12 protein-coding genes are annotated in these 12447 nt (G+C 71.2%); 7 read left to right on the top strand and 5 right to left on the bottom strand.

Features of this window, described 5'->3' with window-relative positions:
* Positions 1–30: 30 nt before the first annotated feature.
* The gene (locus FM112_RS02325) at positions 31–756 is read left to right on the top strand and encodes a hypothetical protein (protein ID WP_140400543.1); all 726 of its coding nucleotides are present in this window, start codon (positions 31–33) and stop codon (positions 754–756) included.
* Between the two features lie 42 nt (positions 757–798).
* Here FM112_RS02325 and FM112_RS02320 read toward each other — a convergent pair whose 3' ends face one another.
* Together FM112_RS02320 and FM112_RS02315 are read right to left on the bottom strand one after the other, a co-directional pair.
* On the bottom strand, positions 799–1155 hold the full coding sequence (locus tag FM112_RS02320) for a GntR family transcriptional regulator (protein WP_369678154.1): 357 nt from the start codon (positions 1153–1155) through the stop codon (positions 799–801).
* Positions 1156–1158: 3 nt separating this feature from the next.
* Positions 1159–2184, bottom strand: a complete 1026-nt coding sequence (locus FM112_RS02315) for a hypothetical protein (RefSeq protein ID WP_140400542.1) — start codon at positions 2182–2184, stop codon at positions 1159–1161.
* A 469-nt stretch (positions 2185–2653) separates the two neighbouring features.
* Between FM112_RS02315 and FM112_RS02305 the strand changes: the two genes are divergently transcribed.
* From FM112_RS02305 to gatB, 4 genes are all read left to right on the top strand, one after another.
* Positions 2654–3364 carry a DUF6882 domain-containing protein gene (locus tag FM112_RS02305; protein WP_140400541.1) on the top strand — a complete coding sequence of 237 codons (711 nt, stop codon included), beginning with the start codon at positions 2654–2656 and terminating at the stop codon, positions 3362–3364.
* A gap of 67 nt (positions 3365–3431) precedes the next feature.
* Complete coding sequence (gene gatC / locus FM112_RS02300; RefSeq protein WP_087002829.1) at positions 3432–3728, top strand: Asp-tRNA(Asn)/Glu-tRNA(Gln) amidotransferase subunit GatC; 297 nt, start codon at positions 3432–3434, stop codon at positions 3726–3728.
* A gap of 9 nt (positions 3729–3737) precedes the next feature.
* Positions 3738–5255 carry an Asp-tRNA(Asn)/Glu-tRNA(Gln) amidotransferase subunit GatA gene (gatA, locus tag FM112_RS02295; RefSeq protein ID WP_087002827.1) on the top strand — a complete coding sequence of 506 codons (1518 nt, stop codon included), beginning with the start codon at positions 3738–3740 and terminating at the stop codon, positions 5253–5255.
* Positions 5255–6769, top strand: coding sequence for an Asp-tRNA(Asn)/Glu-tRNA(Gln) amidotransferase subunit GatB (gene gatB, locus FM112_RS02290; RefSeq protein WP_087002825.1), 1515 nt, complete (start codon positions 5255–5257; stop codon positions 6767–6769). The genes gatA and gatB overlap by 1 nt, the downstream gene beginning before the upstream one ends.
* On the opposite strand, the gene FM112_RS02285 is transcribed toward gatB, so the two are convergent.
* Positions 6741–7541 carry an MBL fold metallo-hydrolase gene (locus tag FM112_RS02285; RefSeq protein WP_087002823.1) on the bottom strand — a complete coding sequence of 267 codons (801 nt, stop codon included), beginning with the start codon at positions 7539–7541 and terminating at the stop codon, positions 6741–6743. The two genes, gatB and FM112_RS02285, sit on opposite strands and share 29 nt — an antisense overlap.
* Before the next feature lie 95 nt (positions 7542–7636).
* On the opposite strand from FM112_RS02285, the gene FM112_RS02280 reads away from it, so the two are divergent.
* Positions 7637–8317, top strand: coding sequence for an NUDIX domain-containing protein (locus FM112_RS02280; RefSeq protein WP_140400540.1), 681 nt, complete (start codon positions 7637–7639; stop codon positions 8315–8317).
* Here FM112_RS02280 and FM112_RS02275 read toward each other — a convergent pair.
* Complete coding sequence (locus FM112_RS02275) at positions 8314–9183, bottom strand: acyl-CoA thioesterase II (protein WP_254910331.1); 870 nt, start codon at positions 9181–9183, stop codon at positions 8314–8316. The genes FM112_RS02280 and FM112_RS02275 overlap by 4 nt on opposite strands.
* A 185-nt stretch (positions 9184–9368) precedes the next feature.
* On the bottom strand, positions 9369–11069 hold the full coding sequence (locus FM112_RS02270) for an AMP-binding protein (protein WP_254910324.1): 1701 nt from the start codon (positions 11067–11069) through the stop codon (positions 9369–9371).
* 57 nt (positions 11070–11126) lie between these two features.
* Here FM112_RS02270 and dinB point away from each other — a divergent pair, with 57 nt between their 5' ends.
* Positions 11127–12422: a DNA polymerase IV gene (dinB, locus tag FM112_RS02265; RefSeq protein ID WP_087002819.1), complete on the top strand. Its 1296-nt coding sequence runs from the start codon at positions 11127–11129 to the stop codon at positions 12420–12422.
* Positions 12423–12447: the final 25 nt, after the last annotated feature.

Raw genomic sequence — 12447 nt, 5'->3', positions numbered from 1 at the left:
GCGAGCACTATTCGGCCCGGTGCTTCGGGCATGCTGCGCCGAAATCCGAATCCCTATGTGGATAACGATGTCGTTTCGAACGCCGTGGGCGGGCGCTGCATCCGCATACTGTGCAATGAGGATTGCCGCGGGAAAGGAAGTGCCGTGCGGTACACGAGAAACGGACGACGCAAGGCATTCGCCTGCGCGGCTGCGATAACGGCTGTCGCGGCGCTGTCCGCCTGCGCCCAGGATGAGCCTGACACGGGCGAACTCGTCGAGCAGGAACTGGTTCGGGGCAGCGACGCGTCCTCGATCGCCGCGATGATCCCGCCCTTCGCCCGCGAACCCACTGCGGAGGACGCATTCCCCGAGGGGTACGACGGCGGTCTCGGGGAATTCGAGGAAGACGCGATTCGCAGGAGCGGCGAGACCGACGTGGGCACCTACTGGGTTGCTGTCGGCGATGGGCCGCAGATCTGCCTCATCCAACTGGTCGACGAGGAAGGCGAGACCGGCTCCTCCAGCTGCGGTCATCCGGGCGACTTCTACATGTCCGGCATGTATCTCGCCACTACCTACGGCGGGGACCCCGCCGCCGGCGAGCGGTTCTACCTGCTTCCTGCGGACATCGATCAGTCGGCCATCCGCGGCGATGCGGCCGAGCCGCGCGGTGAGGGCGAGGCGAACTGGTTCGCCCTCGAGACCGGCGACCACAGCCTCGAACCCGTGGACGTGGAGCGGGAGGACGGCGCGGTCTTCACGTTCCAGCCCTGAGCTCGTGTTCCAGCCCTGAGCTCGCGTTCCAGCGGGCCGTGATCACTCCTGCCACATCGCGCGGAGCACGCGGACGGCCTCCTCGAAGTCGACACCCTCGCGGATGCCCGCCTCGGCCAGCGCGCGGGCGTGCTCGAGCACGGCTCGGGGCGTGCCGCGGGTCTGCGGCGCTACTCGTGTGCCTGCGCCGATGCGGCTCGTGATGAGCCCCTCCGCCTCGAGCGATCGATAGGCCTTGGCGACGGTCCCGGGCGCGACGCCGAGATCGGCGGCGAGCTGCCGGACCGAGGGGAGACGCTCCTCGCCGAGCAGATGGCCGGTGACGATCAGCCCGCGGAGCTGATCGCGGATCTGCTCCGCGGGAGAGCCGGAGCCGGTGAGGGAGATGCGCAGGGGCACGGCTCAGCCCTTCCGCTCTGCCGCCGACGGCTCCTCAGCCGCCGGCTCCTCGACCGCGCGTCTCCGCGACACGGCGAACGACGCGAGCGCGTAGCACCAGACGGCATAGCCCGTCGCCGAGGCCGCATGGCCCATGACGCGCAGCGGCGTCTCGAGCGCGGGGCCGGTGGTGAACACGCTGGTCGCGCCCTCGACATCCGGGCCGGACACCTCCATGAGCGGCCCGGCGCCGAGCGCGGACCAGGTGTTGGCGAGGTCCAGCCACACGAGCCCGAGGTGGACCAGGAGCGCGCCGGTCGTGATCGACAGCACGGCGAACGTCTGCCGCCGCCGGACGGCCGCATCCGCCTCCGGGGCATCGGCGAGCGGACGGGCGGCGATGCGTCGAAGAGCGGCCCAGCACAGGAGCAGCAGGACGAGCAGCAGCAGTAGCGGCAGCGCGGAGTAGTACCAGCCGTAGACCTCTATCCCCAGCTGGGTCCCGCCCACGTCGATGAGGACGTACTTGTGCTTCCCGTCGAACGCGGGCACGGACGTGAGCCCCGCCGTCACGGCAGTCAGCACCACCAGCGCGAGCACGAGCGCACCCGAGACGATCCATCCCCGGGACGCGAAGGTGAGCGCGGTACGCGGCGCGAGGACCGCGCTGCCGTTCGTCGGAGTTCGCCGAGAGGCGAAGAGCATCACGACCACGGCGATGATCGCGAAGGCCAGGGGAGCGATGAGCCTCCACTTCATATCGGCCAGGGGGACCTCCTCCACCCAGTACTGGGCGAAAGGGTGCCACTTGCTGTCGAAATTCCCGATCGGCGCCCACGGCTTCCGCGGGTCGAACAAGGCGAGCAGCGCGATGAGGGCGAACCCGAGCAGTTGCGGGCCGAGCAGCACGACGGCGAGGGCGGCGACAGCCGTTCGTCGGGACGGACGCGGCAGCGGAGCCGACGCCGGACGCCGGAGCCAGAAGACCAGCAGGGCGACCGGGGCCCCGATCAGCAGAGGTTGCAGGATTTCGAGTACGAGCAGCGGCACGGTCGCCTCCTCAGTCGTTGACGCCTGACGTCAAGCGTGTCAATTGCTTGATACAAAATGTATCACCTCGTCGATACGGTTGCCACGGTTGGAGGCGGGCGAGGGCGGGGATGGGGATGGGTGCGAGCGCGGCGCAGGGTGGACACCGGTGTGGATCCCGGGCGGTCGGCGGTCGCAGCATGGCGCCGCGGATTAGCATCGGAACCGGCCGGCAGCGGGTGCCCATCGGCGACGACGCCGACCCCGCGGCGCTTTGTGAACGGCGGTGAAAAACCAGTGCGACCGGCCATTTGTATCGATTCGTGCACGAAGCCCGATGGTTCTCAGATGCTCTACAGGCGGCGGAGTATGCTGACCCCTGGCCGCCTCCGAGGACGCGCTCGGGCGCACTCGCGCTTACGGCGGCCCGAGCACGAAGTCGAATACGGGAAGGCCGGCGGGCGCACCGCCCCGGTACTGGAGAGCATGAATGGTCAGTGAGAATCTGCGGCAACTCGCCGCGATGTCGCTGTTCACCCATGTGCACGGCAAGGTCGAGCTCGAGGCGATCTCGAGTGGGACCTACTGGCAGGTCGACCTGCAGGGCGGCACCATCTCGTTCAGCGCGGCCGGCGAGGAGCGCGCCTACCCCGTCCAGCTCCTCGGCTCGATCGCGCGGTCGGCGGGCACCTGGATGTGGGGCTGGGAGGCCTCGAACGCCGAGCACTTCCCCGAGGAGGCCCTCCGGGCGGCGCGCCGCGTGCAGGAGTCCGGCGGCGCGCTCGGCATCCGCGAGCTCATCGAGCCCGTGGTCGTGCTGTCGAACACGCCGTCGCTCATGCTGCAGCTCGCCGCCGAGACGCTCGGGGCCGTCAGCCACACCATGCTCGTCGACGCGGGGCAGGGGCTCAGCCTCGTGCTCGCGGTGAACATCGGCCCCATGCGGCCGCTCGACTCCGCCGAGCTGCTCGCCGCGGTGATGCGCGGCACCGAGCTCGGCGTCACGCACGACCACCGGAGCGCGCTCGAACGGTACGCGACCCGGCTCGGCCTGCGGCTCGAACGGCTCGACGCCGGCTCCCGCCGGATGCTGCTGCGCGGCGCCACCGGCGGCGTCGAGTTCGAATCCGACGAGTCGGGGCGCCTCGTCGCCCTCCACGAGGCCGCCGCGGCCGAACGGCTCCAGACGCAGCTGCGCTGACGCATCCGAGGTTCCGCAGGGGAACTAGACTGACACGCGTCGTATTCGCATTCGAAGACGGAGCACTATGTCCGACATCACCGCAGCCGATGTGGCCCACCTGGCCGACCTCGCGCGCATCGACCTCACGGAAGACGAGGTCGCCGTCATGACCGAGCAGCTCGTGGCCATCCAGCCGCTCATCGAGCAGGTCAAGGAGGTCGCCACCCCCGAGATCCCGCCGGCGAGCCACCCGCACGTCATGAGCAACGTGCTTCGCCCCGACGAGCCCGCCCCGACGCTCGACCGAGCCGATGCGCTCGCCGGCGCCCCGGACCAGGACGGCGAGCAGTTCCGCGTGCCCGCGATCCTCGGCGAAGAGTAGGAGGAGCACATGACGGACTACACCAGGCTCACCGCCGCGGAGATCGCCGAGGCGCTCGCCGCCGGAGACACCACCTCCGCCGAGGTCACGCAGGCCCACCTCGACCGGATCGGCGCGGTGGACGGCGACCTCCACGCCTTCCTCGCGGTCGACGCCGAAGGCGCACTCGCCCAGGCCGAGGCGGCCGACGAGGCCCGCGCGGCGGGCGCCGCATCCTCGCCCCTCGCGGGCGTGCCGATCGCGGTCAAGGACAACATCGTGACCAAGGGGCTCGAGACCACCGCCGCGAGCCGCGTGCTCGAGGGCTGGATCCCGCCCTACGACGCCCACGTGGTCGAGCGCCTCCGCGCCGCGCGCCTCCCCATCCTCGGCAAGACCAACCTTGACGAGTTCGCGATGGGCGCCTCCACCGAGATGTCCGGCTACGGCCCGACCCGCAACCCGTGGGATCTCGAGCGGGTGCCCGGCGGCTCGGGCGGCGGCTCCGCGGCCGCGGTCTCGGCATACGAGGCGCCGATCGCGCTCGGCACCGACACCGGCGGCTCCATCCGCCAGCCCGCATCCTTCACCGGCACCGTCGGCATGAAACCGACCTACGGCGCGGTCAGCCGCTACGGCGCGATCGCGATGGGCTCCTCGCTCGACCAGATCGGACCGGCGAGCCGCACCGTGCTCGACTCCGCGCTGCTGCAGGACGTCATCGGCGGCCACGACCGGCGCGACCAGACCTCCATGCCCGACGAGTGGGAGTCCTTCGCCGATGCGGCGCGGGCAGGCCGCGAGCCCGGCGCGATCAAGGGCCTGCGCGTGGGCATCCCGCGGCAGATCGCCGAGGGCGACGCCTACGACGAGAACGTGTCGGCGCTCTTCCGGCGCAACATCGAGCTGCTGCAGGAGCTCGGCGCCGAGGTGACCTGGATCGACACGAAGACCTTCGACTACGCCGTCGCCGCCTACTACCTGCTCATGCCCGCCGAGGTCTCCAGCAACCTCGCGCGCTACGACTCGGTGCGCTACGGCGTGCGCGTCACGCCCGAGGACGGCACCGCCAACGTCGAGCGCGTGATGCGGGCCACCCGCGCCGAGGCGCTCGGCCCCGAGGTCAAGCGCCGCATCGTGCTGGGCACCTACGCGCTGAGCTCCGGCTACTTCGACGCCTACTACGGCTCCGCCCAGAAGGTGCGCACCCTCGTGCAGCGCGACTTCGAGGAGGCCTTCGCACAGGCGGACGTGCTGTTCACCCCGAGCGCGCTCTCGGGCGCGAAGCGGTTCGGCGAGCTCACCGAGCCGAAGGACATGTACACCTCCGACCTCACGAACATCCCCGCGAACCTCGCGGGCGTGCCGGCGATCTCCATCCCCGGCGGCCTGGTGGACGGACTGCCCGTGGGCATGCAGTTCATGGCAGCGGCGCGCGGCGACGCGCAACTCTACAAGGCGAGTGCGGCCCTCGAGCAGGCACTCGAAGCGGAATGGGGCGCGCCCTTCACCGCGAAGGCACCGGAACTGAAGGAGTCGAACCGCTAATGGCCAAGCCGGAACTCATGGACTTCGACAAGGCGCTCGAGCTGTACGAGCCCGTCATCGGCCTCGAGGTGCACGTCGAGCTGTCGACCAGGACGAAGATGTTCTCGCCCACGCCGAACCCGGCGGCCGAGAACGACGACAACCAGCCCAACACCTGGATCGGACCGGTCGACCTCGGCCTGCCCGGCACGCTGCCGGTCGTGAACGAGGAGGCGGTGCGCTACTCCATCCAGCTGGGGCTCGCGCTCGGCTGCGAGATCGCCGAGGTCTCGGGCTTCGCCCGGAAGAACTACTTCTACCCGGACAACCCCAAGAACTACCAGATCTCGCAGTACGACGACCCCATCGCCCACGACGGCAAGGTCGAGGTCGAGCTGCAGGACGGCACGGTGTTCTTCGTCGACATCGAGCGCGCGCACATGGAGGAGGACGCCGGCAAGCTCACGCACGTCGGCGGCGCCTCGAGCCGCATCCAGGGCGCGAGCTCCTCGCTCGTCGACTACAACCGGGCCGGCGTGCCGCTCGTCGAGATCGTGACCAGGCCCGTCTTCGGCGGCGAGGAGCGCACGCCGGAGCTCGCCGCCGCGTACGTCTCCGCGATCCGCGACATCGTGCGCTCGCTCGGCATCTCGCAGGCGCGCATGGAGCGGGGCAACCTGCGCTGCGACGCGAACGTCTCCCTCCGCCCGCGCGGCGAGGAGCGGCTCGGCACCCGCACCGAGACGAAGAACGTCAACTCGTTCCGCTCGATCGAGCGCGCGGTGCGCTACGAGATCCAGCGCCAGGCCGCGATCCTCGCCAAGGGCGGGCGCGTGACCCAGGAGACCCGCCACTGGCACGAGGACACCGGCCGCACCTCCTCCGGGCGGCCGAAGTCGGACGCCGACGACTACCGCTACTTCCCGGAGCCCGACCTGATGCCGGTGCGGCCCTCCGCCGAGCTCGTGCAGGAGCTGCGCGACGCGCTGCCCGAGTCGCCCGTGCTGCGCCGCCGCCGCTACAAGGAGGCCTGGGGCTTCGGCGACCAGGTGTTCCAGGACATCGTCAACGGCGGCCTGCTCGAGGCCGTGGCCGAGACGGTCGAGGCCGGCGCGACGCCCGCGGGCGCGCGCAAGTGGTGGCTCGGCGAGCTGAGCCGCATCGCGAACGAGCGCGGCGTCGCCCCCGCCGACCTCGCGACCCCGCGACAGGTGGCCGAGATCGAGGCGCTCATCGCCGAGGGCACGGTGAACGACAAGCTCGCGCGGCAGGTGCTCGAGGGCGTGCTCGCGGGCGAGGGCAGCCCCGCCGAGGTCGTCGAGCAGCGCGGGCTCGCGGTCGTCTCCGACGACGGGGCGCTCATCGCCGCCATCGACGACGCGCTCGCGGCCCAGCCCGACGTGCTCGCGAAGATCAAGGACGGCAAGGTCCAGGCGGCCGGCGCGATCATCGGCGCCGTCATGAAGGCGATGGGCGGTCAGGCGGACGCGAAGCGCGTGCGCGAGCTCATCCTCGAGCGCGCCGCAGAAAGCTGAGCTGCGCCTCGATCGAGGCGCGGGCCGCGGCCCGGACCCGCTCGGGGGCGTCGGCGTAGACGATATCCAGGATGTCGTCCGCGTCGGCGCCCGCGGCGCTTTCCGGGCGCGCATCCCGCAGCCGGTCCCGCGCCTCGGCGACCTGCTCGAGGCGCCGCAGGCGATGGCCCCGGAGCCGTCGGGCCTCGTCCGCGGCACCCGCGATCGGCTCGCCGTGCGCGGGGAGGATGAGCGCCTCGCCCAGCGTCTCGATGCGGTCGAGCGTCGCGAAGTAGTCCGCGAGGGTGCCGTCGGGATGGTCGATCATCGTCGTCGAGCCGCCCAGGATCGTGTCGCCGGTGAGCAGCGCGCCGTGCGGGCCGGCCTCCGGCAGCAGCACGCTGATGGAATCGGCGGTGTGGCCCGGCGTCGCGAGGATGCGCAGGGCCGTGCCGGCGGCCTCGATGGTCTCGTCCTCGTGCAGCGGCTGCGCGCCTCGACTAAACTCGGGGAGTCGAGCGCGTGACGGGGCTCCGGTGCGCTCCAGAAGAGCAGCCAGGCCGCCCGTATGATCCGCATGCCGGTGCGTGAGGATCACCAGATCCACTCGGCCCGCGGCCTCGACGATACGATCGAGGTGCCCCGGGTCGTCCGGTCCCGGATCGACGACGACCGAGCCCGGCGATCCCGGTGCGCCGATCACGTAGGTGTTGGTGCCCGAGAGCGTCATCGGGCCCGGGTTCGGGGCGAGCACGCACTGGACGAAGGACGAGACCGGATCGGGGAACCGCATGCGACAAGGCTACTCGTGCGGATTTCGCCGAACGGGTAGTGTGCCCAAGACGACTACCCGCACGAGCAAGGACAACTGAGGAGGGCGTGTTCGGCATGCTGCAACCGGATCGGACGGTCAACCGGCTCGCCGCCACGGTGATCGTGGTGCGGGACGGCTCGTCGGGCCTCGAGACGCTGATGCTCAAGCGGCCGTCCACCGGATCGTTCGCCGACGCCTGGGTCTGGCCCGGGGGAGCGGTGGAGGCCGTCGACCGGGACGGCGAGCACGCCGCGAGCGAGGTGGAGTCCTATATCGCGCGCCGCGCCGGCGTGCGGGAGACCGAGGAGGAGACCGGCCTGCGGCTCGACCCGGAGTCGATGGTCGCGCACGCGATCTGGAGCCCGCCCGAGGGCGTCTCGCCCCGCTTCCGCACATGGTTCTTCATGGCTCCGGATCCGGGCGGCGAGCCGGTGGCCTGCGAGGACGAGGCGACTGCGCTCGAATGGGTGCGGCCGGCGGACATGCTCGACGCGCACGCCTGCGAGCAGCTCACGCTCGTCGTGCCCACCTGGGTGACGCTCCATCAGATGCGCGACTCCGGCACGGTCGCCGAGGCGCTCGACCGCTGCGCGAACGAGCCCTTCGAGCACTTCGAGACCCGCGCCCGCGAGGGCGATCGGTTCTGCTGGTTCGGCGACGCCGCCTTCGAGGACGAGGCGGGCACGGGAACCGGCCGGCATCGGCTCGAGACCGCCACCCGGCCCTGGCGCTACATCACCGAGCCCGGCCGCTAGCGCTGCTGCTTGAGGCGCACCATCGCCTCTTGCGAGACGCTCGCGACGAGGCGGCCCTCGCGGTCGAAGAAATGGCCGTAGGACAGGCCGCGGCCGCCGTGCGCGTTGGGCGACTCGAGGGCGAAGAGCAGCCACTCGTCCGCGCGCGCGAAGCGGTGCCACCACACGCCGTGATCGAGGCTCGCGATGCGCAGGCGCGGATCCACCCACGACAGCCCGTGCCGGCGCAGCACCGGATCGATCATCAGGTAGTCGGCGACGTAGCAGATGGCCGCGCGGTGGATGACCGGGTCGTCGGGCAGCGAGCCCTGCGCCTTCACCCACACCGCCTCGGTGGCCTTGCGCTGCTGCGCGGGCTGGAGATAGACCGGGCCGTCGACGTGCCGCATCGAGAACGGGCGGCGGTGCACCCAGTAGTTCGCGAGCGCCTGGCCCGCCACGGCGACATGCGCCGCCTCGCTCTGCAGCGACTCCGGGTCCGGCATGCCGGTCGGCATCCGCACGGCGTGGTCGAGGCCGTCCTCCTCGACCTGGAAGCTCGCGATCATCGACCAGATTGGCAGGCCGTGCTGGTACGCCTGCACGAGCCGGGTGCTGAACGAGTTGCCGTCGTGGATGCGCTCCACCTCGAAGGTGATGGGGCTGCGCACGTCGCCCGGGCGGACGAAGTAGCCGCGCATCGAATGGATCGGGCGCTCCTCGTCCACGGTGAGGCTCGCCGCGACGATCGACTGCGCGGAGACCTGCCCGCCGAAGACGCGGCCGTGCGGCATCCACTGGCTCTTGCCGGTGTAGATGTTCGCGCCGGTGTTCGCGCCCGTGTCGAGGAGGTTGAGCGTCTCGAGGAAGGCGTCGAGCGGCGGCAGCTGCTCGAGCTCGCTCGCGTCCTCGGGGAGGAACTGCGGGGAGCTCGTGCCGGGGTCGTTCCGCGCCCAGCCGGCGGAGGAGTTGGGAGTCGGCCGCGGCTGCTCGGATGGCTGATCGGGGGTTGCACTCACCGTCTCATCATACGGTTCGGCGCGCGCGGGCCGTCGCCGGTCGCGGCGCCGCGCTAGTCCTCGAGGATGCGCTCCTTGACCTGACGGCGCTGGACCTTGCCGAGCAGCGACTTCGGCAGCTCGTCCCACACGAGGTAGGTGCGGGGCACCTTGTACTCGGCGAGGTTGGCGCGCGCGTGCTCGCGGACCTTCGACTCGTCGAAGGCCGCGCCCTCCTCGAGCACCACCACGGCGGTGATGACCTCGGCGCCGCTCGAGCCGCGCCGGACGCCGACCACGGCCGCATCCTCGATGCCTGGCACCTCGATGAGCACGTGCTCGACCTCGGTGGGGGCGACGTTGAATCCGCCCGTGATGATGAGCTCCTTCTTGCGGTCGACGATGCGGACGAAGCCGTCCTCGTCCTGGGTCACGAGGTCGCCGGTGCGCAGCCAGCCGTCCGCGAGCAGCACCTTGTCGGTCTCCTCCCGGTTCCGCCAGTAGCCCTGGAACACCTGCGGGCCCTTGACGAGCAGCTCGCCGGTCTCGCCGAGCTCGACCTCGCGATCGAGGTCCTCGGGATCGACGATCCTGATGTGCGTGGACGGGCAGGGCAGGCCGATGGTGCCGATCTTGCGCTTGTCCGAGAACGGGTTGGCGAAGAGGAACGGCGAGGCCTCGGTGAGCCCGTAGCCTTCGTTGAGCCTGCCCTCGGCCACCGACTCCCAGCGCTCGACCACCTGGTCGGTGAGCGTCATCGCTCCCGACATCGCGTAGATGGCGTGCGAGAGGTCGAACTCCGGACGCTGCTTCGCGACGCGCGCGAGTCGGTCGTACATGGGCGGCACGCCGGGGATGAAGGTGGCCGGATGCCGCTTCGAGGCGTCCACGACGAGGTCGGGGTCGAAGCTCGGGAAGAGCGTGACGCGGGATGCGGAGGTGAGGCCGTACGTGAGCCCGAGCAGCAGGCCGAACGAGTGGAAGAGGGGGAGGAACGAGTAGATCGTCTCCTTGCCCGGCACGAACGCGGGCATCCAGGCCGCGCCCTGGCGCCCGTTCGAGAGCAGGTTCGCGTGGGTGAGCACGGCGCCCTTCGGCGCGCCCGTGGTGCCCGAGGTGTAGGCGATGCACGCGATGTCCTCGGGGCCCGGGATCGGGTGCTCCTCCGGGACGGGCTGCTGGCCCAGCAGCTTCTCGAAGGGCACCGTGCCGGGGGCCTTCGCGGTGAGCCTGGCGCGCGACTCCCTCGCCTTCGTCACCGGCAGCGACAGCATCAGCCGCAGCTTCGGCGGCATCATCCTCGTCATGTTCACGGAGATGACGTGGCGGACGTCGACCTCGCCCGCGAGGGACTGGACCGTGGGGGCCGCCTTGTCCCACGCGACGGTGATGGTGGCGCCGTGGTCGCGGTACTGGGCGAGCAGCTCGGCACGGGTGTAGAGCGGGTTGTGCTCGACGACGATCGCGCCGAGGCGGGCGACCGCCAGGTAGGCGATCACGTGCTGCGGGCAGTTCGGCAGCACGAGGGCCACGCGCTCGCCCGGCTTGACGCCGATGCGGCGCAGGCCGTTGGCGAAGCGCACGACGTGCTCGTGGAGCCGGGCGAACGTGAGCTCCGCGCCGAAGAACTCGAGCGCGGGGGAGTCGGCGTACGCCGTCGCGCGCTCGGCCAGGACGTCGTAGAGGGACTCCTCGACCGGGGCGATATCCGCGGGGACCCCCTCGGCGTAGTGCTCGGTCCATCGGCGGGTTGCGTTCATCTGCGTCGCGTCCATGGCGTGCAGTCTAGGGGCGGAGGATGCGATGTCGCCGGGTCGCGGCAGAATGGAACCGTGTCGAGGAAGGATTTCGGGGGACGAGTCGTCGGGGATGGCGCCGACGACCGTTCGGCGACCATTCTGCACGTCGACATGGACGCATTCTTCGTGGAGGTCGAGCTCCTCGAGCGCCCCGAGCTGCGCGGCCGGCCGCTCGTCGTCGGCGGCGTGGGCGGGCGGGGCGTCGTCTCCTCGGCGAGCTACGAGGCGCGCGCCTTCGGCGTTCGCTCGGCGATGCCGATCGGCCGCGCCCTGCAGCTGTGCCCCCACCTCGAGATGCTGCCGGGCAGCATGCACAAGTACCGGGCTGCGAGCCACGAGGTGATGCGCATCTTCCGCGACATCACGCCGCTGGTCGAGCCCCTGTCGATCGACGAGGCGTTCCTCGACGTGTCGGGGGCCACGCGCCTGTTCGGCACCCCGCGCGAGATCGCCCGGCTCATCCGCCGCCGCGTGCTCGAGCGCACGGGCCTGCCCTGCTCGGTGGGCGCGGCCGCCACCAAGTTCGTCGCGAAGCTCGCGAGCGGCAAGAGCAAGCCCAACGGGCTGCTCGTGGTGCCCGAAGACGAGACCGTCGGGTTCCTGCACGCGCTGCCGATCAGCGCGATCTGGGGCGTCGGCGAGGCGACCGAGCAGCGACTGCGCGGCCGCGGCATCCACACGGTGTTCGACCTCGCGCACACGCCCGTGGACTCGCTCGAGCGAGCCGTGGGCAAGGCGAACGCGGCGCGGCTCTCCGCGCTGGCCTGGGGCCGCGATCCGCGCCGCGTGGAGACCGAGCGCATCGAGAAGTCGGTCTCGCACGAGCAGACCTTCGACGTGGACGTGACCTCCCACGCCGAGCTCGAGCGCGAGGTGCGCGCGCAGGCGGATGCGGTCGGCGCCCGGCTGCGCAAGGCCGGCCTGGCCGCCGGCACCGTCGCGCTCAAGCTGCGCTGGGCGAGCTTCCAGACCATCACCAGGCAGACCAGGCTGCCGAGGTCGACGAACACCGGGCTGACGCTGTTCCGGGCGGCGAGCGGGCTCCTCGACGAGGCGCATTCGGACGGTCAGGCGGTGCGCCTGCTGGGCGTGCGCGCCGACCACCTCTCCGAGGACGGCGAGGGCATGGCGCTCACCCTGTGGGACGAGCATCACGACGATGAGTGGGATGCCGCCGAGCGCACGATCGACCGGGCCACGAGCCGTTTCGGCAAGGACGCGCTGCGGCCCGCCTCGCTGCTCGGCCGCCGGGAGCGCCGCGACGGCAGGGATGGGCTCAGCGAGCGACCCAACCGGCCTTCGCAGGGGATCGACGGGGAGGCGGGCTGAGCCCCGCGCCCCATCGGGCGAGCGA

Source organism: Gulosibacter sp. 10 (genome assembly GCF_900163695.1).
Taxonomy (GTDB): domain Bacteria; phylum Actinomycetota; class Actinomycetes; order Actinomycetales; family Microbacteriaceae; genus Gulosibacter.
The sequence above is the reverse complement of the archived record's forward strand: the minus strand, read 5'-3'. Positions and strand labels throughout refer to the sequence as shown.

Coding starts and splice junctions, on each gene's coding strand:
- FM112_RS02285 (WP_087002823.1), bottom strand. CDS start 7,541: ATGCGGTTCCCCGATCCGGTCTCGTCCTTCGTCCAGTGCGTGCTCGCC.
- gatC (WP_087002829.1), top strand. CDS start 3,432: ATGTCCGACATCACCGCAGCCGATGTGGCCCACCTGGCCGACCTCGCG.
- gatB (WP_087002825.1), top strand. CDS start 5,255: ATGGCCAAGCCGGAACTCATGGACTTCGACAAGGCGCTCGAGCTGTAC.
- FM112_RS02270 (WP_254910324.1), bottom strand. CDS start 11,069: ATGGACGCGACGCAGATGAACGCAACCCGCCGATGGACCGAGCACTAC.
- FM112_RS02280 (WP_140400540.1), top strand. CDS start 7,637: ATGCTGCAACCGGATCGGACGGTCAACCGGCTCGCCGCCACGGTGATC.
- FM112_RS02325 (WP_140400543.1), top strand. CDS start 31: ATGCTGCGCCGAAATCCGAATCCCTATGTGGATAACGATGTCGTTTCG.
- gatA (WP_087002827.1), top strand. CDS start 3,738: ATGACGGACTACACCAGGCTCACCGCCGCGGAGATCGCCGAGGCGCTC.
- FM112_RS02305 (WP_140400541.1), top strand. CDS start 2,654: ATGGTCAGTGAGAATCTGCGGCAACTCGCCGCGATGTCGCTGTTCACC.